Here is a 24,102-nt window from a genome sequence, read left to right on the forward strand (position 1 = left end):
TTGTCTGGGTTGATCTGCGCCTCATCTGCTCTGTGACAGGGACTCCATGAAGGGACATCGCACACTCGAAGCGCCCAAGCTGCTTGGTATCACCTGGCCCTTCATCGCCGTTGTGGTCTTCCAGGTGGCCCTGGGCAGCCTCAGTTTCTATGCGCTCTCGGCGGTGCGCGCCTATGTCGCCGGTGAAAGCCTTTGGTCCAAGGCCCAGAAAGACGCGATCTATTACCTTGACCTGTATGCCGAAACCCGCGACGACAGTACCTACCAGCACTATCGCCAGGCGATCATCGTGCCCCGCGGCGACCAGCGCTTGCGCGAGGTGCTCGACCAGCCCGTCCCCGACCTTGACGCTGCGCGCCAGGCCGTACTGGATGGCGGCAATCACCCCGACGATGTCGAACGGATCATCTGGTTCTATCGCAACTTTCGCAACCTCAGCTACATGCAGACGGCGATCGATTACTGGAATATCGGCGACGATTACCTGGCCAAGCTGGATACGCTGGCCAACGAAATGCGCAGCCGCTTCGCCGCCGGCCCGGTAGACGCCCGTACGATCAGCGAGTGGAAGGCGCGCATCGTTGCCATCAATGAAGGGGTCACCCCGGCCTCCAAGGCGTTCAGCGATGCCCTCGGCGAGGGCTCGCGCATGCTGTTGCGGGTGCTGTTGATCACCAACCTGATGACGGCGATGTTCCTGATTGCCATTGCCTGGCGCCGCTCCAGCAAGCTGCTGGCCCAGCGCGAGGCCTTTGCCAGCGCTCTGCAGGTGGAAAAGGAGCGGGCGCAGATCACCCTGCAGGCCATCGGCGATGCGGTAATCACCGCAGATGTAGACGGCATGATCGGCTACATGAACCCCGCCGCCGAACAACTGACCCACTGGCAGGCCGGCCAGGCCCAGGGCCTGCCATTGTCGGCGTTGTTCAGCCTGGTGGACGAGCAGGCCGAGGAAGATGGCCGCAGCCTGGTCGAGCAGGTGCTCAGCGGCAGCCTCAAAGGCGGCGCCGAGCATCCCCGGCTGATCCAGCGCCTGGATGGCAGTACCGTGTCGATCAACCTGGTCGGCTCGCCGATCGTCAATGACGGCGAGGTCAGCGGCATCGTGCTGGTGCTGCACGACATGACCCAGGAGCGCCAGTACATCGCCAACCTGTCCTGGCAGGCGACCCACGACGCCCTCACCGGGCTGGCCAACCGCCGCGAATTCGAATACCGCCTGGAGCAGGCACTCAATGGCCTGGCGCGCCAGGCCGGGCGGCATTCACTGATGTTCCTCGACCTCGACCAGTTCAAGCTGGTCAACGACACCTGCGGGCATGCCGCTGGCGACGAACTGCTGCGGCACATCTGCGCCGTGCTGCAATCCGGCCTGCGGGAAGGCGACACCCTGGCCCGCCTGGGCGGTGACGAGTTCGGCGTACTGCTGGAAAGCTGCCCGCCCGACCAGGCCGAGCGTATTGGCGAGCAGTTGCGCCAGCTGGTGCAGAGCCTGCACTTCGTGTGGAAGGGGCGGCCGTTCGTCACCACCGTCAGTATCGGCCTGGTGCACTTGGCCCAGGCCCCCACCACCCTGGAAGCCTCGCTGCGCGCTGCCGACATGGCCTGCTACATGGCCAAGGAAAAGGGCCGCAACCGTGTCCAGGTGTACCATGCCGACGACAGCGAACTGTCCATGCGCTTTGGCGAAATGGCCTGGATCCAGCGCCTGCACGTGGCCCTGGAAGAAAACCGTTTCTGCCTGTACGCCCAGGAAATCGCCCCGCTGAAGAGTTTCGAAGGCCCGGGCCATATCGAGATCCTGTTGCGCCTGCACGACGAAAGCGGCCGCACCATCCTGCCCAACAGCTTCATCCCGGCGGCCGAGCGCTATGGCCTGATGACCGCGCTGGATCGCTGGGTGGTGCGCAATGTATTCGTGGTCATCCGCCAGTGCCTGGACCAGGGCCGGGAAGGGCCGCTGTCGACGTGTGCGATCAACCTGTCGGGGTCGAGCATTGGCGACGACAAGTTCCTCGAATACTTGCAGCGCCTGTTCGTCGAATACGCCATCCCGCCGCGGATGATCTGTTTTGAAATCACCGAAACCAGCGCGATTGCCAACCTTGGCAGCGCCATCCGCTTTATCAACGAGTTGAAGGGGCTGGGTTGCCGCTTCTCGCTCGATGATTTCTGCGCTGGCATGTCATCGTTCGCCTATCTCAAGCATTTGCCCGTGGATTACCTGAAGATCGACGGGAGTTTCGTCAAGGACATGCTCGACGATCCGGTCAACCGGGCAATGGTCGAGGTCATCAACCACATAGGACACGTAATGGGCAAGCGCACCATTGCCGAATTCGTCGAAACACCCTTGATCGAGCAGGCCTTGCAGGAGATTGGCGTTGATTACGCCCAGGGCTACCTGATTGAACGCCCCCAGGTGTTCACCTGTGACAGTCTGCAGCGCCAACGGATCGCCACCCGGCCTCTGTTGCAGCGGGCACCTGGCACGTTTCGTTAGCTAGTGATCGCAAGGATCAAGGAGCTCAAAGTGATTGATGCATTCGTTCGTATCGGCCCTCTGATGGACCCTGCAAGCTACCCCCACTGGGCCCAGCAACTGATTGAGGATTGCCGTGAAAGCAAGCGCCGGGTCGTGGAGCACGAGTTCTACGCACGGCTGCGCGATGGCCAGTTGAAGCAGTCGACCATCCGCCAGTACCTGATCGGTGGCTGGCCGGTGGTCGAGCAGTTCTCGCTGTACATGGCGCACAACCTGACCAAGACCCGGTATGGTCGGCACCAGGGCGAGGATATGGCGCGGCGCTGGTTGATGCGCAATATCCGCGTCGAGCTCAATCATGCCGACTATTGGGTCAGCTGGGCCCAGGCGCACGGCGTGCACCTGCATGAATTGCAGGCGCAGAACGTTCCGGCCGAGCTGAACGGCCTGAACGACTGGTGCTGGCGCGTGTGTTTCACCGAAAACCTGGCCATCTCCATGGCGGCGACCAATTACGCCATCGAAGGCGCGACCGGCGAATGGTCGGCGGTGGTGTGTTCCAGCGACACCTATGCGCTGGGCTTCCCGGAGGAAGAGCGCAAGCGGGCGATGAAGTGGCTGAAGATGCACGCCCAGTATGACGACGCGCACCCGTGGGAGGCGCTGGAGATCATCTGCACTCTGGCCGGCGAGAACCCGACGCTGGGGTTGCGTACCGAGCTGCGCAGGGCGATATGCAGGAGCTATGACTGCATGTACATGTTCCTGGAGCGCTGCATGCAACTGGAAGGTCGCCAGCAGCGGAGCATGCGCCCGGCGTTGGTGGCGGGCTGAGTGTTGCACCGGCCTCTTCGCGGGCTTGCCCGCTCCCACAGGTATGGCGCAGCCTTCAAGGGCCTTGCTGATCCTGTGGGAGCGGGTGAGCCCGCGAAGAGGCCAGCTCAGGCTCACTGGGCGTCGAACGCCTGCCCATTCACCCCTTTGCTGTCCGGCCCCATCAGGTACAGGTACAGCGGCATGATCTGTTCCGGCAGCGGGTTGTTCTGCGGGTTTTCGCTGGGGTACGCCTGGGCGCGCATCGCCGTGCGCGTGGCGCCCGGGTTGATGCTGTTGGCGCGCACCGGCGCCACGCCTTCCAGTTCGTCGGCGAGGGTCTGCATCAGGCCCTCGGTGGCGAACTTCGACACGCCATAAGCGCCCCAGTAGGCGCGGCCCTTGCGCCCGACGCTGCTGCTGGTGAACACCACCGAAGCGTCTTCCGACAGCTTCAGCAATGGCAACAGGGTGCTGGTAAGCATGAACGTGGCGTTGACGTTGATGTGCATCACGCGCATGAAGTTGTCACCCGACAGCTGCTCCAGCGGCGTGCGCGGGCCGATGATCGATGCGTTGTTGAGCAGGCCATCGAGGCGGCCGAATTGCTCTTCGATCATCACCGCCAGTTCGTCGTACTGGTGGGGCAGGGCGGTTTCCAGGTTGAACGGGATCACTACCGGTTGCGGGTGCCCGGCGGCTTCGATCTGGTCGTAGACCTCGTTGAGGTTGGCCTCGGTCTTGCCCAGCAGCAGCACGGTGGCGCCCAGCGCGGCATAGGCCTTGGCGGCAGCGGCGCCGATGCCGCGGCCGGCACCGGTAACCAGGATGACCCGGCCTTGCAGCAGGTCGGGGCGGGCGGTGTAGTCGAACATTGCGTATTCCCTTTTTATGGCGCGACAGACCGTGTGGGAGCGGGCGCGCCCGCGAACACCGGCAAAGCCGGTGCCATCCACCGCAGTGCCTGCTTCGCGGGCTTGCCCGCTCCCACAGAGTCTGGCGTCAGCCGTTGCTACTCAGCAGCCGCACAGCGCGCTGTCGATCACTTTGCGCAGCTCCAGTGGGTGGTCCACCACCACGTCGGCGCCCCAGTTGTTGGGGTTGTCCTCTGGATGAATATAGCCGTAGCGCACCGCCGCCGTACGGGTGCCGGCATCGCGGCCAGACTCGATGTCGCGCAGGTCGTCGCCGACGAACAATACGCTGGCCGGGTCCAGGTTGAGGGTCTTGCAGGCGAGGATCAGCGGCTCGGGGTCGGGCTTGCTGTTCTTCACGTGGTCGGGGCAGATCAGCAGCGCCGAACGCTCGGCCAGGCCCAGCTGCTGCATGATCGGCTCGGCGAAGCGCACCGGCTTGTTGGTGACCACCCCCCACAGCAGGTTGCCTTTCTCGATATCGGCCAGCAGCTCGGCCATGCCGTCGAACAGCTTGCTGTGCACCGCGCAGTCGCGCTGGTAGCGCTCGAGAAACTCCAGGCGCAGGGCCTCGAAGCCTTCCGCTTCGGGGCTGATGGCGAACGTGGCGGCAACCATGGCGCGGGCGCCACCGGAAATCACGTCGCGGATGCGCTGGTCGTCGATGGCCGGCAGGCCGCGCTCGGCGAGCATGGCCTGGCAGATGGCGATGAAGTCTGGCGCCGTGTCGAGCAGGGTGCCGTCCATGTCGAACAGAACTGCTTGCAAACGCATGCTCATTCCTCGCGCAAGGTCTGGATCATGTAGTTGACGTCCACGTCGCTGCTCAGCTTGTAGTGCTTGGTCAGCGGGTTGTAGGTCAGGCCGATGATGTCCTTGACCTGCAGGCCGGCGACGCGGCTCCAGGCGCCCAGCTCGGACGGGCGGATGAACTTCTTGAAGTCGTGGGTACCGCGCGGCAGCATCTTCAGGATGTACTCGGCGCCGACGATTGCCAGCAGGTAGGCCTTGGGGTTGCGGTTGATGGTCGAGAAGAACACCTGGCCGCCAGGCTTGACCATGCGGTAGCAGGCGCGGATGACCGAGGACGGGTCAGGCACGTGCTCGAGCATTTCCAGGCAGGTGACCACGTCGAACTGTTCGGGCATTTCCTCGGCCAGGGCTTCGGCGGTGATCTGCCGGTATTCCACCTGCACGCCCGACTCCAGCTGGTGCAGCTGGGCCACCGCCAGCGGTGCCTCGCCCATGTCGATGCCAGTGACCGTGGCGCCACGCAGGGCCATGGCCTCGCTGAGGATGCCGCCACCACAACCCACGTCCAGCACTTTCTTGCCGGCCAGGCTGGCGCGCTCGTCGATCCAGTTGACGCGCAGCGGGTTGATTTCGTGCAGCGGCTTGAACTCGCTTTCGCGGTCCCACCAGCGGTGGGCCAGCGCTTCGAACTTGGCGATTTCGGCGCGGTCGACGTTGCTCATTGAACAGTCCTCTGAAACTTCGCAAAATTGCGCCGGAGTATACCCGAGCGCTCGGCCCCCAGGGTCGCTATAATCGCCGGCTTTTGATATCCGAACGACGGGGAGAGGCGATGCGCGAGCGACTTTTGGCGGCGGAGAAGGTGACCGCGATCCGCTGGCAGGGCGGCGTCCTGCACCTGCTCGACCAGCGCCTGCTGCCGTCGGAGGAGCGTTGGCTGGCCTGCGACAATGTCGCGCAGGTGGCCGCAGCGGTCCGCGACATGGCCGTGCGCGGCGCCTCGGCGATCGGCATCGTGGTGGCCTACGGCCTGGTGCTGGCGCTGGAAGAGCGCCTGGCCCAGGGCGGCGACTGGGAGATGGACCTGGAAGAAGACTTCCTGTTGCTGGCCGAGGCGCGCCCCACGGCCGCCAACCTGTTCTGGGCGTTGAACCGCATGCGTGAGCGCCTGCAGCGCCTGCGCGCCGACGAGGACGTGCTGGCCGCGCTGGAGGCCGAGGCGGTGGCCATCCATGAAAGCGACCGTGAAGCCAACCTGACCATGGCCCAGCACGGTATCGAGCTGATTCGCCGCCACCAGGGCAACGCCCAGACCCTGCTTACCTACGGCAATGCCGGCGCCCTGGCCAGCGGCGGCTTCGGTACCGCGCTGGGGGTGATCCGTGCCAGCTACCTGGAGGGCATGGTCGAACGGGTGTACGCCGGCGAGACCCGCCCTTGGCTGCAAGGCTCGCGCCTGACCGCCTGGGAGCTGGCCAACGAAGGCATCCCGGTGACCCTGTGCGCCGACTCGGCGCTGGCCCACCTGATGAAGACCAAGGGCATCACCTGGGTCGTGGTGGGCGCCGACTGCATTGCCGCCAATGGCGACATGGCCAGCAAGATCGGCACGTACCAGCTGGCGGTCAGTGCCATGCACCACGGCGTGCGTTTCATGGTGGTGGCGCCGAGCAGCAGTATCGATTTCAACCTGGCCACTGGCGAGGACATCCCCCTCGAAGAGCGCGCTGCCGACGAATTGCTGGACATCGGTGGCACCCGGGTGGCGCCGGATGTCGAGGTGTTCAACCCGGTGTTCGACGTGACCCCGGCAGACCTGATCGACGTGATCGTGACCGAGCGCGGTATCGTCGAGCGGCCGGACACCGCCAAGCTGGCGCAATTGCTGTGCCGCAAGCGCCTGCACTGATGCCTGTTCGCCTGTACCGGCCGTTTCGCGGGTGAACCCACGCCCACAGGGGGGCGGGCTCAGCCGCGAAGAGGCCGGCACAGGCGGTAGAATTTCCGGATTCAAAGCGCTTCGAGGCCACCTGCCACATCTCCCCACCGCCCCCGCCTTTGTGATAACATCCGGCAGTTTCCAGGACCGCCTACCACGGCGGCCTTCATTGCGCAGATCCATGGCACAACTCATTGATTTGTCGTAAGTCGTCGCACCACATGCGCTGCGGCGGCGAGCTTCGTTCGGCCCTTGATGGAGCTGCGAAGTTTCACCAGAAAAAGGAATCAGGCTTCTCATGGGCGAACTGGCCAAAGAAATCCTCCCGGTCAATATCGAAGACGAACTGAGACAGTCCTACCTCGACTACGCGATGAGCGTGATTGTCGGGCGAGCGCTGCCCGATGCGCGTGACGGCTTGAAGCCCGTGCATCGTCGCGTCCTCTATGCGATGAGCGAACTGGGCAACGACTGGAACAAGCCGTACAAGAAATCCGCCCGTGTGGTCGGTGACGTGATCGGTAAGTACCACCCCCACGGCGACACTGCGGTCTACGACACCATCGTGCGTATGGCCCAGCCATTCTCGCTGCGCTACCTGCTGGTCGACGGCCAGGGCAACTTCGGCTCGGTGGACGGCGACAACGCCGCGGCCATGCGATACACCGAAGTGCGCATGGCCAAGCTGGCCCACGAGCTGCTGGCCGACCTGCACAAGGAAACCGTCGACTGGGTACCCAACTACGACGGCACCGAACAGATCCCGGCGGTCATGCCGACCCGTATCCCCAACCTGCTGGTCAACGGTTCCAGCGGTATCGCCGTGGGTATGGCGACCAACATCCCGCCGCACAACCTCGGCGAGGTCATCGACGGCTGCCTGGCGCTGATCGACAACCCGGATGTCACCATCGATGAGCTGATGCAGCACATCCCGGGCCCGGACTTCCCGACTGCCGGCCTGATCAACGGCCGCCAGGGCATCATCGAGGCCTATCGCACCGGCCGTGGCCGTATCTACATGCGCGCCCGCTCCGAAATCGAAGACATCGACAAGGTGGGCGGCCGCCAGCAGATCGTGGTTACCGAGCTGCCGTACCAGCTGAACAAGGCGCGCCTGATCGAGAAGATCGCCGAGCTGGTCAAAGAGAAGAAGATCGAAGGCATCACCGAGCTGCGCGACGAGTCCGACAAGGACGGCATGCGCATCGTCATCGAGCTGCGTCGCGGCGAGGTGCCGGAGGTGGTGCTCAACAACCTGTATTCGCAGACCCAGCTGCAGAGCGTATTCGGCATCAACGTCGTCGCCCTGGTCGATGGCCGTCCGCGCCTGCTCAACCTCAAGGACCTGCTTGAAGCGTTCGTCCGTCACCGCCGCGAAGTGGTGACCCGCCGTACCGTGTTCGAGCTGCGCAAGGCCCGCGAACGCGGCCATATCCTTGAAGGCCAGGCCGTCGCGCTGTCCAACATCGACCCGGTCATCGCCCTGATCAAGGCCTCGCCGACCCCGTCCGAAGCCAAGGAAGCCCTGGTGTCCACCGCCTGGGAATCCAGCGCCGTGCAGGTCATGGTCGAGCGCGCCGGCGCCGATTCCTGCCGCCCCGAGGACCTGCCGGAGCAGTACGGCCTGCGTGAAGGCAAGTATTACCTGTCGCCGGAACAGGCCCAGGCGATCCTCGACCTGCGCCTGCACCGCCTGACCGGCCTGGAGCACGAGAAGCTGCTGGCCGAGTACCAGGAAATCCTCGAGCAGATCGGTGAACTGATCCGCATCCTCAGCAGCGCCGAGCGCCTGATGGAAGTGATCCGCGAAGAGCTGGAAGCCATCCGCGCCGAATACGGCGATGCCCGCCGCACCGAAATCCTCGATGCGCGCCACGACCTCAACTACGGCGACATGATCCCCGAAGAAGAGCGCGTGGTGACCATTTCCCATGGCGGCTACGCCAAGACCCAGCCGCTGTCCGCCTACCAGGCCCAGCGCCGTGGCGGCAAAGGCAAGTCGGCCACCGGGGTGAAGGACGAGGACTACGTCGAGCACCTGCTGGTGGCCAACAGCCACGCCACCCTGCTGCTGTTCTCCAGCCGCGGCAAGGTGTACTGGCTGAAGACCTACGACATTCCTGAGGCGTCTCGCGCCGCCCGCGGCCGCCCGATGGTCAACCTGCTGCCGCTGGAGGAGGGTGAGCGCATCACCGCCATGCTGCAGATCGACCTCGAGGCCCTGCAGCAGAGCGCTGGCGCCGACGAAGAGCTGGAGGACGCGGAAGACACCGTGCTCGAAGGCGAAGTGGTCGAGGCCGAGGAAGTCGACGAGGAAGACGGCGATACCCCTGAGTGGGTGGCCGAGCCGACCGGCGCCTACATCTTCATGGCCACCGCTTCGGGTACCGTGAAGAAGACCCCGCTGGTGCAGTTCGCCCGTCCACGCTCCAACGGCCTGATCGCCCTGAAGCTGAAGGAAGGCGACACCCTGATCGCGGCGGCCATCACCGACGGCGCCAAGGAAGTGATGATGTTCTCCGATGCCGGCAAGGTGATCCGCTTCGCCGAGAGCGTGGTGCGCGAGATGGGCCGTAACGCCCGTGGCGTGCGCGGCATGAAGCTGGGCAAGGGCCAGCGGATCATCTCCATGCTGATCCCGGAATCCGGCGCGCAGATCCTCACCGCCTCCGAGCGCGGCTTCGGCAAGCGTACCCCGCTGTCCAAGTTCCCGCGTCGCGGCCGTGGTGGCCAGGGCGTGATCGCCATGGGCACCAAAGGGCGCAATGGCCTGCTGATCGGTGCCATCCAGGTGCAGGAAGGCGAAGAGATCATGCTGATCTCCGACCAGGGCACCCTGGTGCGGACCCGTGTTGGCGAAGTGTCCAGCCTGGGCCGCAATACCCAGGGCGTGACCTTGATCAAGCTGGCCAATGACGAGACACTCGTAGGCCTGGAGCGTATCCAGGAGCCGTCCGAGGAAGAGCTCGATGATGTGCTCGAGACGGACGAAGAGGGTGTCGCGGCCGAAGCGCCAGACAATGACGAAGCTGCTGGCGCCGAAGAGGCCCCGCAGGAGTAAGCGTAAAACCCGAACGGGGCGACCAAGGTCGCCCCGTTTGCCTGATCAGGCCGGGCAATGCCTGGTCCTGTGGGAGCGGGCAAGCCCGCGAATCAGGCGCCGCGATGCATGGCACCGGCTTTGCCGGTGTTCGCGGGCAAGCCCGCTCCCACAGGGTTCCCGCAGAACTAGCTGTTTAGATCTATTAGAGCGAGAGTGGATGTGAGCAAACGAGCCTTTAACTTCTGCGCAGGCCCTGCTGCGCTTCCTGACGCTGTTCTGCAGCGTGCGCAGGCCGAGATGCTGGATTGGCATGGCAAGGGCTTGTCGGTGATGGAAATGAGCCATCGCAGCGACGACTACGTGGCCATCGCCGAAAAGGCCGAGCAGGACCTGCGTGACCTGCTGTCCGTCCCCTCCAACTACAAGGTGCTGTTCCTGCAGGGCGGCGCCAGCCAGCAGTTCGCCGAAATCCCGCTGAACCTGCTGCCGGAAAACGGCACCGCCGACTACATCGAGACCGGCATCTGGTCGAAAAAGGCCATCGAGGAAGCGCGCCGCTTCGGCAATGTCAACGTCGCCGCCAGCGCCAAGCCCTACGACTACCTGGCCATCCCGGGCCAGAACGAGTGGAACCTGACCAAGAACGCGGCCTACGTGCACTATGCGTCCAACGAGACCATCGGTGGCCTGCAGTTCGACTGGGTGCCCGAGACCGGTGACGTACCGCTGGTGGTCGACATGTCCTCCGACATCCTCTCGCGCCCGATCGATGTCTCGCAGTACGGCCTGATCTACGCTGGCGCGCAGAAAAACATCGGCCCAAGCGGCCTGGTCGTGGTGATCGTGCGCGAAGACCTGCTGGGTCGCGCCCGCAGCAGCTGCCCGACCATGCTCGACTACAAGGTCGCGGCCGACAACGGCTCGATGTACAACACCCCGGCTACCTACTCCTGGTACCTCTCCGGCCTGGTCTTCGAGTGGCTGAAGGAGCAGGGTGGCGTCGAGGCCATGGAGCAGCGCAACCGCGCCAAGAAAGACCGCCTGTACGGCTTCATCGACAGCAGCGAGTTCTACACCAACCCGATCAGCCACAACGCCCGGTCGTGGATGAACGTGCCGTTCCGCCTGGCTGACGAGCGCCTGGACAAGGCCTTCCTCGCCGGCGCCGATGCCCGTGGCCTGCTCAACCTCAAGGGCCACCGTTCGGTTGGCGGCATGCGCGCCTCCATCTACAACGCCCTGGGCCTCGAGGCGGTGGAAGCCCTGGTGGCCTACATGGCCGAATTCGAGAAGGAGCACGGCTGATGTCCGAGCACGAACTGAAGGCGCTGCGCGTGCGCATCGACAGCCTCGACGAGAAGATCCTCGAGCTGATCAGCGAACGTGCCCGTTGCGCCCAGGAAGTGGCCAAGGTCAAGACCGCCTCGCTGGCGGAAGGCGAAAAGCCGGTGTTCTATCGCCCCGAGCGTGAAGCCGCCGTGCTCAAGCGCGTGATGGAGCGCAACAAGGGGCCGCTGGACAACGAAGAGATGGCGCGCTTGTTCCGCGAAATCATGTCGTCGTGCCTGGCCCTGGAAGAGCCGCTGAAAATCGCCTACCTGGGCCCTGAAGGCACCTTCACCCAGGCCGCAGCCATGAAGCACTTCGGCCACGCGGTGATCAGCCGGCCGATGGCGGCCATCGACGAAGTGTTCCGCGAAGTGGCGGCCGGTGCCGTCAACTTTGGCGTGGTGCCGGTGGAAAACTCCACCGAGGGCGCAGTCAGCCATACCCTGGACAGCTTCCTCGAGCACGACATGGTGATCTGCGGCGAAGTCGAGCTGCGTATCCACCACCACCTGTTGGTGGGCGAGAACACCAAGACCGACAGCATCACCCGCATCTACTCCCACGCCCAATCGCTGGCGCAGTGCCGCAAGTGGCTCGACGCGCACTACCCGAACGTGGAGCGCGTGGCGGTGTCGAGCAATGCCGAGGCGGCCAAGCGGGTCAAGGGCGAGTGGAACTCGGCGGCGATCGCCGGCGACATGGCGGCCAACCTGTACGGCCTGACCCGTCTGGCCGAAAAGATCGAAGACCGCCCGGACAACTCCACGCGCTTCCTGATGATCGGTAACCAGGAAGTGCCGCCGACCGGCGACGACAAGACCTCGATCATCGTGTCGATGAGCAACAAGCCAGGTGCCTTGCACGAGTTGCTGGTACCGTTCCACCAGAACGGTATCGACCTGACCCGTATCGAGACCCGTCCGTCGCGTAGCGGCAAGTGGACCTACGTGTTCTTCATCGACTTCGTCGGCCACCACCGTGACCCGCTGATCAAGGCGGTGCTCGAGCAGATCAGCCAGGAGGCTGTGGCGCTGAAGGTGCTGGGGTCGTATCCGAAGGCGGTGCTTTGATTTGAGAGGGTTGGGGCCGCTTCGCGCCCCATCGCGACACAAGGCCGCTCCTACAGGTGTTGTGCAGGCCTCGAAACGCTACGGGCCCCTGTAGGAGCGGCCTTGCGTCGCGATGGGCTGCAACGCAGCCCCATGGGCCTCAAGACTGCCTAGATTTCTGAACAGGGTTCGCACCAGTGGTAAATGCAGCAAAAACCAAACCCGCGCCAATCATCGACCGCCTGGTCGTGGTCGGCCTCGGCCTGATCGGTGGCTCGTTCGCCAAGGGCCTGCGTGAAAGCGGCCTGTGCCGCGAAGTGGTCGGTGTCGACCTGGACGCCCCCTCGCGCAAGCTGGCCGTGGCCATGGGCGTGGTCGACCGCTGCGAAGAAGACCTCGCTGCGGCCTGCGTGGGTGCCGATGTCATCCAGCTGGCGGTGCCGATCCTGGCCATGGAAAAACTGCTCGCCCGCCTGGCCACGCTCGACCTCGGCAACGCCGTCATCACCGATGTCGGCAGCGCCAAGGGCAATGTGGTGCGTGAGGCGCGCGCCGTGTTTGTGAACGACGGCGGTGCACGCCTGTCGCGCTTCGTCCCCGGCCACCCGATCGCCGGTTCCGAGCAAAGCGGGGTAGAAGCGTCCAACGCCAGCCTGTTCCGCCGCCACAAGGTCATCCTCACGCCGCTGGCCGAAACCGACCCGGCCGCCCTGGCCCTGGTCGACCGCCTGTGGCGCGCGCTGGAAGCCGATGTGGAGCACATGCCGGTCGAGCGCCACGACGAAGTGCTGGCCGCCACCAGTCACCTGCCGCACCTGCTGGCCTTCGGCCTGGTCGATTCGCTGGCCAGACGCAATGAAAACCTCGAGATCTTCCGGTACGCTGCGGGAGGCTTCCGCGATTTCACGAGAATCGCCGGCAGCGACCCGACCATGTGGCACGACATCTTCCTCGCCAACCGCGATGCTGTCCTGCGCACGCTTGATACATATCGCAGCGACCTCGACGCCTTGCGCGACGCGATCGCTGAAGGGGACGGGCACCAGCTGCTGGGTGTATTCACCCGCGCTCGGGTAGCCCGCGAGCATTTCAGTAAAATCCTGGCCCGCCGGGCCTATGTGGACGCTATGAACGCCAACGATCTGATTTTCCTGGCCCAACCGGGTGGCCGCCTGTCCGGGCGAATTCGCGTACCGGGCGACAAGTCGATTTCCCACCGCTCGATCATGCTCGGCTCGCTGGCCGAAGGCACCACCGAGGTCGAAGGCTTCCTCGAAGGTGAGGACGCGCTGGCGACCCTGCAGGCATTCCGCGACATGGGTGTGGTCATCGAAGGCCCCAACCACGGTCGCGTGACCATTCACGGCGTTGGCCTGCACGGCCTCAAGCCGCCACCCGGGCCGCTGTACGTGGGCAACTCGGGTACCTCGATGCGCCTGCTGTCGGGCCTGCTGGCCGGCCAGCCGTTCGACGTGACCATGACCGGCGACGCCTCGCTGTCCAAGCGCCCGATGAACCGTGTGGCCAACCCGCTGCGCGAAATGGGCGCAGTGGTCGAGACCGGCCCGGACGGCCGTCCGCCACTGACCATCCGCGGTGGCCACAAGCTCAAGGCGCTGACCTACACGCTGCCGATGGCCAGTGCCCAGGTCAAATCCTGCCTGCTGCTGGCCGGCCTGTATGCGGAAGGCAAGACCACCGTCACCGAGCCCGCGCCGACCCGTGACCACACCGAGCGCATGCTGCGCGGCTTCGGTTACAGCGTCGAAAGCAACGGCCCGGTGGCCTCGCTGCAGTCCGGCGGCAAGCTCACCGCTACCCGTATCGAAGTGCCGGCCGATATTTCCTCGGCAGCCTTCTTCCTGGTGGCCGCGTCCATCGCCGAAGGCTCCGAGCTGGTGCTGGAGCACGTCGGTATCAACCCGACCCGTACCGGCGTGATCGATATCCTGCGCCTGATGGGCGGCGACATCACCCTGGAAAACCAGCGTGAAGTGGGCGGCGAGCCAGTGGCCGACCTGCGCGTGCGTGGCGCCCGCCTGAAGGGCATCGACATCCCGCAGGAGCTGGTGCCGCTGGCCATCGACGAGTTCCCGGTGCTGTTCGTCGCCGCTGCCTGCGCCGAAGGGCGCACCGTGCTGCGTGGGGCCGAAGAGCTGCGGGTGAAGGAGTCCGACCGTATCCAGGTGATGGCCGATGGCCTGATCACCCTGGGCATCAAGTGCGAGCCGACCCCGGACGGCATCATCATCGACGGCGGCCAGCTGGGCGGTGGTGAGGTGCATGGGCATGGTGACCACCGCATCGCCATGGCCTTCAGCGTGGCTTCGCTGCGCGCCAGCGCGCCGATCCGCATCCACGACTGCGCCAACGTCGCCACTTCCTTCCCCAACTTCCTGGCGCTGTGCGCCGAGGTCGGCATCCGCGTGGCGGAAGAGGGCAAGTCGTGAGTACCCTGGCGCCGGTCATCACCATCGACGGGCCCAGCGGCTCGGGCAAGGGCACCGTTGCCGGCCTGCTGGCCCGCGAACTGGGCTGGAAGCTGCTGGACTCCGGCGCGCTGTACCGCTTGCTGGCGTTCAATGCCACCAACCATGGCGTCGACCTGACCAACGAAGAGCTGCTGACCAAGCTTGCCGCCCATCTGGATGTGCAGTTCATTGCCGCCCAGCCCGGTAAGCTTCAGCAAACCATCCTCGAAGGCGAGGATGTCAGCCAGGTCATCCGTACCGAAACCGTCGGTGCCGGTGCCTCGATGGTTGCCTCGCTGCCTGCGGTGCGTGAAGCGCTGCTGGAGCGCCAGCGTGCGTTCCGCGAACTGCCCGGGCTGATCGCTGACGGTCGGGACATGGGCACCGTGGTGTTCCCGGACGCGCCGTTGAAGGTGTTCCTCACCGCCAGTGCGGAGGAGCGCGCGCGCCGCCGCTATCTGCAGTTGAAGGGCAAGGGTGAAGATGTTAGTCTGTCGAGTCTGCTGGATGAGATTCGTGCGCGTGATGAACGTGACACCCAACGTGCAGTGGCCCCGCTGAAACCAGCGGCCGATGCCATTCAGTTGGACTCTACCGAGTTGTCCATCGAGCAGGTGTTGCAACGTATCAAGAGTGAGCTCGCCCTGCGCGACCTGCTCTGATAGCCAGGAAAGCAGGCAGGGGCACCAGTCAACGTCCTGCCCGCTTTCCTTTACTTAAAACAGACCCACATTGTCTGGAATGTGGCGAGGGGCGTATGTTTCGCCCGAATCTACAGGAATTAAAATGAGCGAAAGCTTTGCAGAACTCTTTGAAGAAAGCCTGAAAACCCTCAATCTTCAGCCGGGTGCCATCATCACCGGTATCGTTGTCGACATCGACGGCGACTGGGTTACCGTACACGCTGGCCTGAAGTCCGAGGGCGTCATCCCGCTCGAGCAGTTCTACAACGAAGCTGGCGAGCTGACCATCAAGGTCGGTGACGAAGTTCACGTTGCGCTGGACGCGGTCGAAGACGGCTTTGGCGAAACCAAGCTGTCCCGTGAAAAAGCCAAGCGCGCCGAGTGCTGGATTGTTCTGGAAGCAGCTTTCGCCGCCGAAGAAGTGGTCAAGGGCGTTATCAACGGTAAGGTTAAGGGCGGCTTCACTGTCGACGTTAACGGCATCCGTGCGTTCCTGCCGGGCTCCCTGGTTGATGTCCGCCCTGTGCGCGACACCACCCACCTGGAAGGCAAAGAGCTGGAATTCAAGGTCATCAAGCTGGACCAGAAGCGCAACAACGTTGTCGTTTCCCGTCGCAGCGTGCTGGAAGCCGAGAACAGCGCCGAGCGCGAAGCCCTGCTGGAAACCCTGCAGGAAGGCCAGCAAGTCAAGGGTATCGTCAAGAACCTCACCGACTACGGCGCATTCGTGGACCTGGGCGGTATCGACGGCCTGCTGCACATCACCGACATGGCCTGGAAGCGCATCAAGCACCCGTCGGAAATCGTTAACGTTGGCGACGAAGTCGACGTACGCGTTCTGAAGTTCGACCGTGAGCGCAACCGCGTTTCGCTGGGTCTGAAGCAGATGGGCGAAGATCCGTGGGTAGCTATCACTGCCCGTTACCCAGAAGGTACTCGCGTACAGGCTCGCGTTACCAACCTGACCGACTACGGCTGCTTCGCTGAGCTGGAAGAAGGCGTTGAAGGTCTGGTACACGTTTCCGAAATGGACTGGACCAACAAGAACATCCACCCGTCGAAAGTCGTTCAGGTTGGCGACGAAGTGGAAGTCATGGTTCTGGACATCGACGAAGAGCGTCGTCGTATCTCCCTGGGCATCAAGCAGTGCAAGTCCAACCCATGGGAAGACTTCTCCGGCCAGTTCAACAAGGGTGACAAGATCACCGGTACCATCAAGTCGATCACCGACTTCGGTATCTTCATTGGCCTGGACGGCGGCATCGACGGCCTGGTTCACCTGTCCGACATCTCCTGGAACGAAACCGGCGAAGAAGCCGTACGTCGTTTCAAGAAGGGCGACGAGCTGGAAACCGTCATCCTGTCGGTTGACCCAGAGCGCGAGCGCATCTCCCTGGGCATCAAGCAGCTGGAAGACGATCCGTTCTCCAACTTCGTTGCTGTCAACGACAAGGGCGCCATCGTCAAGGGCATCGTGAAGGAAGTTGACGCCAAGGGCGCCATCGTCACTCTGGCCGACGACATCGAAGCTACTCTGAAAGCTTCCGAAATCAGCCGTGACCGCGTTGAAGACGCGCGTAACGTCCTGAAGGAAGGCGAAGAGATCGAAGCCAAGATCATCAGCGTTGACCGCAAGTCCCGCGTTATCAGCCTGTCCATCAAGTCGAAGGACGATGCTGAAGAGCGCGAAGCCATCCAGAGCCTGAAAAACGCTCCGGAAGCGGCTGCCGACACCACCATGGCTGCGCTGCTGCGCGAAGCAATGGCCAAGCAGAACTGAGTTCTGTTTGATCGGTAAAAAGGGTGGCCTTCGGGCCACCCTTTTTTTTGCGCTTCTATTGGGTGGTTTGGAGGGGTAGGGGGTGTTCCTCGTAAGGGGGTATGCCTGTGAGGCCGAACGCCGCCCGCGCAGCAGGCGATCTCCCAGGTGCCACCTCCCGTGCGCCGCGCGCTAACCGGCCAAAACCCCACCCCGCCAAGCCCCGCCAGCTAGACCATTCCGACAGAACTTCAATCTTGAATTTTTTTATTAAGTCAAGAACCACCCTGTTCAAATCCTTCCCAGCGTGCTACAAACTGGTTAAGCAATGATCTAGCTGCTTGATAACGAAGGGAAAAATATGACGAAGTCGGAGCTGATCGAACGTATTGTCACCCATCAGGGGCTGCTCTCGTCCAAGGACGTGGAGTTGGCCATCAAGACCATGCTTGAACAGATGTCACAATGCCTTGCCACCGGCGATCGCATCGAGATCCGCGGTTTTGGCAGCTTCTCGCTGCACTATCGCGCACCACGTGTTGGTCGTAACCCGAAGACCGGCCAATCGGTCAGCCTCGAAGGCAAGTTCGTGCCGCACTTCAAGCCCGGCAAAGAATTGCGCGACCGGGTCAATGAAGAAGAGCACGAGGCTCACACCTGATTCCACAAGGAGCAATCTGATGCGTAACCTCAAGCGCGCCCTGGCGGCGGTGTTCGTGCTGCTGTTGGCGGCTGTGGTGCTGTTCTTCGTCCTGGAAAACCAGCAAACCGTCTCGTTGGTCCTGTTCGGCTGGGCAGCTCCAGCCATGCCAGTTGCGGTGCTGGTACTTGCCGCGCTGGTGATTGGCCTGGCAATCGGGCCTTTGCTGGGGGCATACAGCGTACAGCGCAGCAAACGCAAGATCCGGGCTTCCGCACGGCAGGCGGCACTAAGCAGCAATTAACGACATTTCCTACGGCTTCTTAGGAATCCTCACCTTTGTCTGTACCGGCTGTCATGGAGTAATAGCGCACTTCATTTTCGGCCCAGGCGAGTGTGTGCAGCATGGAATATCCCGTCGTTTCCCATCACGGTGGCACCCAGGGCGTCACCGGATCCTGCCATCAGCTGCATCTCGATCCGTCGATCAGCCTGCTCATCGACTGTGGCTTGGCGCAGGGCGACGACGCCGCGCCAGGCGCTGCATCCGCGCCGCTCGATTTCGACGTGCAGGGCATCCAGGCCTTGGTCATCACCCATGTTCACCTTGATCACGTAGGGCGCATCCCGGCCCTGCTGGCCGCCGGCTACCGCGGCCCCATCCTGTGCAGCGAACCCTCTGCCAGGCTGCTGCCGCTGGTACTGGAGGATGCCTACAAGCTCAGCATCAGCAGCGAGCCCGCCCAGGTCGCAAGGTACCTGGAATTCATCCGCAAGCTCATCGTGCCGCTACCTTTCGAGCAGTGGCATCCGCTGGTCGAGCGCCCCGGTCTCAGCTGCCGCATCCGCCTGCAGCGCGCCGGTCATCTATTGGGTTCGGCGTATGTCGAATGCGACATGCAGCACGAACAGGTCAACTCCCGCTATGTGTTCTCCGGTGACCTCGGCGCCTGTGGCAACCCCTTGCTGCGCCCTGTGCGGCCGCCGGAGCGGGCCGACCTGCTGGTTTTGGAAAGTACCTACGGCGACCGCCTGCACCCACCGGTGGCAGACCGCGAGCAGCGCCTGGAAGCCGCCATCGACCGCGCCTTGGCCGACCAGGGCACGCTGTTGATTCCCGCCTTCAGCCTGGGTCGCACCCAGGAGTTGCTGTACGACATCGAAGGCATTCTTCACCGCAAGGCCTTGCTCGGCAAATCCGGCCAGTCACCGGCTGGCGAGCCGGTCGACTGGTCGCAACTACCGATCATTCTCGACTCACCCTTGGCCCAGCGCATCACCGGGGTGTACCGGGAGCTGCACGACTACTGGAATGCCGAGGCCAGGGCACGCCTTGCCGATGGGCGCGATCCGCTGGATTTCAGCCAGTTGATCAGCATCGATAGCCATGCACGCCACCACCAGGTGGTCAATTACCTCAAGAGCACCGGGCGGCCGGCGATTGTCATTGCCGGCAATGGCATGTGTTCGGGTGGGCGCATCGTCAACTACCTCAAGGCGATGCTGGGGGATCCGCGGCATGAGGTGATGTTTGTCGGCTACCAGGCCAAGGGCACGCCGGGGGCGGTGATACAGGCCAGTGAAGGGGCGGAAGGGTTTGTGCAGATTGATCTGGATGGCGATATGTATGAAATACGGGCCAAGGTGATGACGTTGGCTGGCTATTCGGCGCATGCGGATCAGGCGGGGTTGGTGCGGTTTGCGCTGGGTTGTAATGCTCGGCGGGTAGCGTTGGTGCATGGGGAGGGGAGGGCCAAGCGGGCGTTGGCGGATGCGCTGCGGGCTGCGCTTGCGCAGGGGGGAGATGAGGTGTGCGTCACAATTGCGAGATGACCTTTGGGCGGGAGGGGTGATGCCTGTCCGAATCTAAGGAACTTTTGTGAACTGGCTCTTTCTACTGATGCTTGAAGTGAAGGTGGAGGTGTGGCGGCCAAAGTGGCAAATAGCCGCTACGCTTGAATCGAGGGGCTGTGTCGCACAGGTTGGAAGCGTGCCCCGAGATGATGCAATCAGACGGACCCAAGGAAAAAAGACTAAATGCGCAATGAACGCGAGCGCCTGAGTGGTAGCGACGAGATTGACCTAATTGAGCTTGTACAGGGTGTTTGGCGCCAAAAAATCTGGGTAGGACTGGTTGCAGTACCGGTGATTGCTTTAGGGTTGGCTTATGTGATGCTGGTTTCGCCGGTGTATGAGGCGAAGCTGTATATACAGCCTCCTTCCCAGAGCGAGATTGCCCAGTTGAACTACGGTCGTGGTGAAGGAACGGGCTTGGCGCCGCTGAGTGCCAAGGATGTGTACAGCATCTACCTCAAATCCCTTCAGTCTGAAGCAGTACGAGACAAATTTTTCCGCAGCGCCTTTCTGCCCATGCTGACCGAAGAAGAGCGGGGCGGTTCTCGTGATGCCCTGTATGCTCAGTTCAACGGTATGCTGAAAGTGGCCGTGACTAGCAAAGACATGCCTGATCGTTATGTGCTGACCGCGAACCTGGAAGACCCGCGCCTTGCGGCGACTTGGGTATCGAATTACGCCGAGTTGGCTGCGGAGCGAGCAAAGAACGAGTTGTTGAGCGGTACCCGCAGTGACATATCGATCATGGCTGATAACCTTGATCAGCAAATCAAGGCCGCGCGCGCCACCGCCAGCAATCAGCGCGTGGACCAGATTGCCCAGCTCAAGGAGGCGTTACGTGTAGCGCGGTCGATTGGCCTGGAAAAGCCACCGATCATTTCCGATACGCTGTCCAATGAAGTGTCTGCCGGTATGAGCGGAGCTCTCACCTACATGCGCGGTACGAAAGCGCTGGAAGCAGAAATCGCCAACCTGGAAGCGCGCTCATCGGACGATCCGTTCATCCGGAATTTGCGTGAAAAGGAGGAAAAGCTCAGTTTCTTGCGCACCTTGAAGGTTGATCCTTCCCTCGTTGCAATGTACCAGCAGGATGGCGCGGTTTCCCAGCCAGATAAACCTATCAAGCCGCGAAAAGCCGTCATCATGTTTCTATCGGCGCTGGTTGGGTTAGGGCTTGGTGTGTTGATGGCCTTGGGGCGGGACATATGGTGCAGGCGCAAAGCGACAAACGGAGGGGAACTTCCCTGACCGCAAAGTACCGCTAAGCGTTGTTGCCGCTTGCGGAAGGTGTAACAATAGCCTTTCGTCGCCGATGACATGGAAAGCTGGAAGAGCGAGCACGACACGCTGATCTGCCCTGCCTGTCTTGGTTAACCCAACCGTTAGTAGGTAGGCAAGTATTGTGAGCAGCGTTGCGCGTGTCCCCTCCCTAACCGCTTCTGGCGAAATCGACTTTTTCAAAATTTTTCGCCGCATCTGGCATAGACGTGCCCTAATCCTTGGTATCGGAGCGGTGTTTGCAGCGTTAGGCGCGACGTTCGCTTATACGATGACGCCTGTCTACGAGGCGTCTGTGGTTTTAAGGCCAGTTGCCTTAAATCAGCTGGATGCACTGAATCGTTCAAAAATTTACTCCTTACCGCCGGTTGATGCGTTGAAGAGAGTAGGCGCAGCGTTGGACTCGTACAACGCTCGTTTGGAGTTTTTTCGCTCAAGGCCTGATCTCGTAAAAGTCTTTCAGAATGAAGGACAGAATTTAGAGCAGGCTTTTGATGATTTCAATCGTAGTGCGCTTAGCGTAGTGCAGGCCGATCCAAAAAAAAATGAACGTTTGAGTGATTTCGTCGGCTTGAAAATGCGCTACGAAAGAGGAGTCGACGGGGCGGCGATTTTGAATGACTTTGTCGACTTTGCAGTTGAGCGAGAGCGCACTCAACTCTCCAGCGATATGAAGATTATTTTGGCAAATCGCCTAGCGGAGGTCGATGATAAGCTGAATTTTGCACTGACAGAATATAGAACGGGGAACGAGAGCAATATCGCTCGATTAGAAGAATCCGATGCAATCGCGCGTGCTCAGTTAAATGACGAGCTGAAGGCGTTACGCGTGCAACTCAAAATGCGCCGCGAGGCACGCCTTGCGGAGCTTGATGAAGCGATTGGGATTGCCCGAAGCTTGGGTCTAAAGAAGCCGTCCACCCCGTCACTAATGGCTGACGAGGTGGGTGGGAACGGAAATATAATTCGTACTGAAGTAAATGGCAGGCCCGCACCGCTGTATTTCATGGGCACTGAAGTACTTGAAGCTGAGCGCAATGCTTTGCGCAAACGTACATCCGATGATTTTGTTGAGCCGAGAATCGGTCAGATTCGGAAAGAACTAATTTTGCTCTCGACCAACCGGAAAATACAAGCAATCAAATCGCGTGCTAATGATCAAGCATTTTTGGAAGGGATTGAAGTACTTCGGGTTGAGCGCGCCCGCTTGCAAACGATAGATACGAACTTGCAAGGTCTTCAGCTAGTCAGTATTGATCAGCGGGCTGTTGCATCAATCAAACCTTTAAAGCCTCGCAAAGTTATTATCATTCTTATTGCGTCGTTTGCTGGCGTGCTACTCGGTATGGTCATAGCCCTGGTGCGAGGTGCCTTTAAAGACCACGAACGTCAGGTTCGAACTCTGCAAATCGAAGGTGCAGCGGCGCGAATTTCGACCGGCGAAACACCAACTGTAAAAGGCATACTGCTGCCAGAGGGACATGCTTAGGGCAGCGAGGATCAAGATGATGTCTCAATGCCATCTAGAAATGGTACTACAAAGCTGGAAAACTCCGATGGATCCCGGATGCCTTACACTCTATGATTGTGGCTTCGCTATATCGGCTTATGTGGCAGGCAGCTGCCGGGGAATAGATAGAGTTTGCGTTTCGATAGGTGAGGCGACGTGTATTACCAGTAAGAGTGATCAGCCGACTGAAGAGAAATCGAAAAAGATTAACTGGCCCGCGATCAAGTGACAAGACGGGTATGTAACTTCAATGCGAGTGGGAAAGCATGGTAGACATGAATGCGGTGGTAGAGAAGGTTGAAAGTCAGCAGGCCCTGATTGGTATTGTGGGTCTCGGCTATGTAGGGCTGCCACTTGCAGTCGAATTCGGTAAGAAACGCAAGGTTGTCGGGTTCGATATCAATCAATCTCGAATCGGCGAGTTGCTTGAAGGTTTTGATGCAACGCTTGAAGTTAGCCGTGAAGAGCTCGCCCAGGCTCATCTGTTGAGCTATAGTGCCGAGATAGAACAGCTTCGTCCTTGCACAATATTTATCGTTACGGTACCTACTCCCATTGATGAATATAAACAGCCTGATCTGACTCCCCTAATAAAAGCTTCAGAAACCATTGGCTTTATTCTGAAGCCAGGCGACATAGTGATCTATGAATCTACCGTTTACCCTGGAGCTACCGAAGAAGTATGCGTTCCGGTTTTGGAGCGAATTTCCGGGCTGAAGTTCAATCACGATTTTTTTGCAGGTTATAGTCCAGAGCGAATTAATCCTGGCGACAAAGAACATCGTGTTACTAACATAAAAAAGGTTACTTCCGGATCGAACGACGAAATTGCCGAAGTCGTAGATGAGTTGTATAGGGAGATTATTGTTGCGGGAACTCATAAAGCCTCCAGCATTAAGGTGGCCGAAGCAGCTAAAGTTATTGAAAATACGCAACGTGATTTGAATATTGCACTCATAAACGAACTGGCAATTATTTTCAATAAGCTCGACATTGATACAGAGTCTGTTCTACAGGCGGCAGGCACTAAATGGAATTTTCTACCCTTTCGCCCGGGCCTAGTAGGAGGGCATTGTATTGGTGTGGATCCTTACTACCTTACGCATAAAGCTCAAAGCATAGGCTATCACCCGGAAATCATTCTTGCTGGACGCAGGCTTAATGATGCAATGGGGGCCTATGTAGTGTCACAGCTCGTAAAAGCCATGGTTAAACGTAGGATTCATGTTGATGGAGCTCGAGTTCTTGTCTTGGGATTGAGCTTTAAAGAAAATTGTCCAGATCTGCGCAATACTAAAGTTGTGGATATTATTAAAGAGCTTCAAGAATATAATATCCAAGTTGACGTTTACGATCCTTGGGTTGGTGAAGAGGAGGCTCAAAAAGAATACGGTTTGACTCCGGTTAGCTCCTTAGAAAGCTATGCGTACGACTCTATTATTATTGCTGTGGCTCATGAGCAGTTTAAGAATATGGGTATTAACTACATTCGGAGTCTGGGCAAGCCTGAACATTTGGTTTACGACTTGAAGTATTTGTTCCCCATGGAAGACAGTGACCTCCGCTTGTAATGAAATAT

Annotated in this window: 18 protein-coding genes; 15 read left to right on the plus strand and 3 right to left on the minus strand. The window is 61.0% G+C overall.

What is annotated here, in order from left to right:
• The first annotated feature begins 46 nt into the window (after window positions 1–46).
• Both HG549_RS06805 and HG549_RS06810 read left to right on the plus strand, forming a co-directional pair.
• Entirely contained in the window at window positions 47–2,503 is a 2,457-nt protein-coding gene (locus tag HG549_RS06805; RefSeq protein WP_170028798.1) for an EAL domain-containing protein, read from the plus strand.
• 30 nt (window positions 2,504–2,533) lie between these two features.
• Window positions 2,534–3,319, plus strand: a complete 786-nt coding sequence (locus HG549_RS06810) for a TenA family transcriptional regulator (protein WP_170028799.1) — start codon at window positions 2,534–2,536, stop codon at window positions 3,317–3,319.
• Window positions 3,320–3,432: 113 nt separating this feature from the next.
• On the opposite strand, the gene HG549_RS06815 is transcribed toward HG549_RS06810, so the two are convergent.
• From HG549_RS06815 to ubiG, 3 genes are all read right to left on the minus strand, one after another.
• Window positions 3,433–4,173 (minus strand): YciK family oxidoreductase, encoded by a 741-nt coding sequence (locus tag HG549_RS06815; protein ID WP_170028800.1) that lies wholly within the window; start codon window positions 4,171–4,173, stop codon window positions 3,433–3,435.
• A gap of 141 nt (window positions 4,174–4,314) precedes the next feature.
• Window positions 4,315–4,986 carry an N-acetylmuramic acid 6-phosphate phosphatase MupP gene (mupP, locus tag HG549_RS06820; protein ID WP_170028801.1) on the minus strand — a complete coding sequence of 224 codons (672 nt, stop codon included), beginning with the start codon at window positions 4,984–4,986 and terminating at the stop codon, window positions 4,315–4,317.
• A 2-nt stretch (window positions 4,987–4,988) separates the two neighbouring features.
• Window positions 4,989–5,687: a bifunctional 2-polyprenyl-6-hydroxyphenol methylase/3-demethylubiquinol 3-O-methyltransferase UbiG gene (gene ubiG, locus HG549_RS06825; protein ID WP_025338098.1), complete on the minus strand. Its 699-nt coding sequence runs from the start codon at window positions 5,685–5,687 to the stop codon at window positions 4,989–4,991.
• Between the two features lie 110 nt (window positions 5,688–5,797).
• On the opposite strand from ubiG, the gene mtnA reads away from it, so the two are divergent.
• The 13 genes from mtnA to tviB all read left to right on the plus strand — a co-directional run bounded on the left by mtnA (window position 5,798) and on the right by tviB (window position 24,094).
• Complete coding sequence (gene mtnA / locus HG549_RS06830) at window positions 5,798–6,874, plus strand: S-methyl-5-thioribose-1-phosphate isomerase (RefSeq protein WP_170028802.1); 1,077 nt, start codon at window positions 5,798–5,800, stop codon at window positions 6,872–6,874.
• Between the two features lie 328 nt (window positions 6,875–7,202).
• Entirely contained in the window at window positions 7,203–9,968 is a 2,766-nt protein-coding gene (gene gyrA / locus HG549_RS06835; RefSeq protein WP_170028803.1) for a DNA gyrase subunit A, read from the plus strand.
• Between the two features lie 201 nt (window positions 9,969–10,169).
• Complete coding sequence (gene serC / locus HG549_RS06840; protein ID WP_170028804.1) at window positions 10,170–11,255, plus strand: 3-phosphoserine/phosphohydroxythreonine transaminase; 1,086 nt, start codon at window positions 10,170–10,172, stop codon at window positions 11,253–11,255.
• Window positions 11,255–12,349: a prephenate dehydratase gene (gene pheA / locus HG549_RS06845; RefSeq protein ID WP_013971453.1), complete on the plus strand. Its 1,095-nt coding sequence runs from the start codon at window positions 11,255–11,257 to the stop codon at window positions 12,347–12,349. The genes serC and pheA overlap by 1 nt, the downstream gene beginning before the upstream one ends.
• A 209-nt stretch (window positions 12,350–12,558) precedes the next feature.
• The gene (locus HG549_RS06850) at window positions 12,559–14,778 is read left to right on the plus strand and encodes a bifunctional prephenate dehydrogenase/3-phosphoshikimate 1-carboxyvinyltransferase (protein WP_256666132.1); all 2,220 of its coding nucleotides are present in this window, start codon (window positions 12,559–12,561) and stop codon (window positions 14,776–14,778) included.
• On the plus strand, window positions 14,775–15,461 hold the full coding sequence (gene cmk, locus HG549_RS06855) for a (d)CMP kinase (RefSeq protein ID WP_170028806.1): 687 nt from the start codon (window positions 14,775–14,777) through the stop codon (window positions 15,459–15,461). Before HG549_RS06850 ends, cmk begins: the two co-directional genes overlap by 4 nt.
• A gap of 124 nt (window positions 15,462–15,585) precedes the next feature.
• Window positions 15,586–17,262 carry a 30S ribosomal protein S1 gene (gene rpsA / locus HG549_RS06860; protein ID WP_003252673.1) on the plus strand — a complete coding sequence of 559 codons (1,677 nt, stop codon included), beginning with the start codon at window positions 15,586–15,588 and terminating at the stop codon, window positions 17,260–17,262.
• 340 nt (window positions 17,263–17,602) lie between these two features.
• The gene (ihfB, locus tag HG549_RS06865; RefSeq protein ID WP_013971456.1) at window positions 17,603–17,902 is read left to right on the plus strand and encodes an integration host factor subunit beta; all 300 of its coding nucleotides are present in this window, start codon (window positions 17,603–17,605) and stop codon (window positions 17,900–17,902) included.
• Window positions 17,903–17,921: 19 nt separating this feature from the next.
• A complete protein-coding gene (locus tag HG549_RS06870) occupies window positions 17,922–18,185 on the plus strand; it encodes a lipopolysaccharide assembly protein LapA domain-containing protein (RefSeq protein ID WP_170028807.1) in 264 nt (87 codons plus the stop codon).
• 101 nt (window positions 18,186–18,286) lie between these two features.
• Window positions 18,287–19,714 (plus strand): MBL fold metallo-hydrolase RNA specificity domain-containing protein, encoded by a 1,428-nt coding sequence (locus tag HG549_RS06875; RefSeq protein ID WP_170028808.1) that lies wholly within the window; start codon window positions 18,287–18,289, stop codon window positions 19,712–19,714.
• Window positions 19,715–19,918: 204 nt separating this feature from the next.
• Window positions 19,919–20,983 carry an LPS O-antigen chain length determinant protein WzzB gene (locus tag HG549_RS06880; protein WP_170028809.1) on the plus strand — a complete coding sequence of 355 codons (1,065 nt, stop codon included), beginning with the start codon at window positions 19,919–19,921 and terminating at the stop codon, window positions 20,981–20,983.
• 154 nt (window positions 20,984–21,137) lie between these two features.
• Entirely contained in the window at window positions 21,138–22,502 is a 1,365-nt protein-coding gene (locus HG549_RS06885; protein WP_170028810.1) for a Wzz/FepE/Etk N-terminal domain-containing protein, read from the plus strand.
• Between the two features lie 296 nt (window positions 22,503–22,798).
• Window positions 22,799–24,094 carry a Vi polysaccharide biosynthesis UDP-N-acetylglucosamine C-6 dehydrogenase TviB gene (gene tviB / locus HG549_RS06890; protein ID WP_170028811.1) on the plus strand — a complete coding sequence of 432 codons (1,296 nt, stop codon included), beginning with the start codon at window positions 22,799–22,801 and terminating at the stop codon, window positions 24,092–24,094.
• Window positions 24,095–24,102: the final 8 nt, after the last annotated feature.

The sequence above is a fragment of the Pseudomonas sp. SK genome (assembly GCF_012975065.1).
Classification (GTDB): Bacteria; Pseudomonadota; Gammaproteobacteria; order Pseudomonadales; family Pseudomonadaceae; genus Aquipseudomonas; species Aquipseudomonas anuradhapurensis.

Bases quoted from the DNA above. Each gene is read 5' to 3' on its own strand.
- HG549_RS06815 (WP_170028800.1), bottom strand. From the start codon at position 4,173: ATGTTCGACTACACCGCCCGCCCCGACCTGCTGCAAGGCCGGGTCATC.
- tviB (WP_170028811.1), top strand. From the start codon at position 22,799: ATGAATGCGGTGGTAGAGAAGGTTGAAAGTCAGCAGGCCCTGATTGGT.
- gyrA (WP_170028803.1), top strand. From the start codon at position 7,203: ATGGGCGAACTGGCCAAAGAAATCCTCCCGGTCAATATCGAAGACGAA.
- mupP (WP_170028801.1), bottom strand. From the start codon at position 4,986: ATGCGTTTGCAAGCAGTTCTGTTCGACATGGACGGCACCCTGCTCGAC.
- mtnA (WP_170028802.1), top strand. From the start codon at position 5,798: ATGCGCGAGCGACTTTTGGCGGCGGAGAAGGTGACCGCGATCCGCTGG.
- ubiG (WP_025338098.1), bottom strand. From the start codon at position 5,687: ATGAGCAACGTCGACCGCGCCGAAATCGCCAAGTTCGAAGCGCTGGCC.
- HG549_RS06880 (WP_170028809.1), top strand. From the start codon at position 19,919: ATGCGCAATGAACGCGAGCGCCTGAGTGGTAGCGACGAGATTGACCTA.
- HG549_RS06870 (WP_170028807.1), top strand. From the start codon at position 17,922: ATGCGTAACCTCAAGCGCGCCCTGGCGGCGGTGTTCGTGCTGCTGTTG.
- rpsA (WP_003252673.1), top strand. From the start codon at position 15,586: ATGAGCGAAAGCTTTGCAGAACTCTTTGAAGAAAGCCTGAAAACCCTC.
- ihfB (WP_013971456.1), top strand. From the start codon at position 17,603: ATGACGAAGTCGGAGCTGATCGAACGTATTGTCACCCATCAGGGGCTG.
- HG549_RS06875 (WP_170028808.1), top strand. From the start codon at position 18,287: ATGGAATATCCCGTCGTTTCCCATCACGGTGGCACCCAGGGCGTCACC.
- HG549_RS06805 (WP_170028798.1), top strand. From the start codon at position 47: ATGAAGGGACATCGCACACTCGAAGCGCCCAAGCTGCTTGGTATCACC.
- pheA (WP_013971453.1), top strand. From the start codon at position 11,255: ATGTCCGAGCACGAACTGAAGGCGCTGCGCGTGCGCATCGACAGCCTC.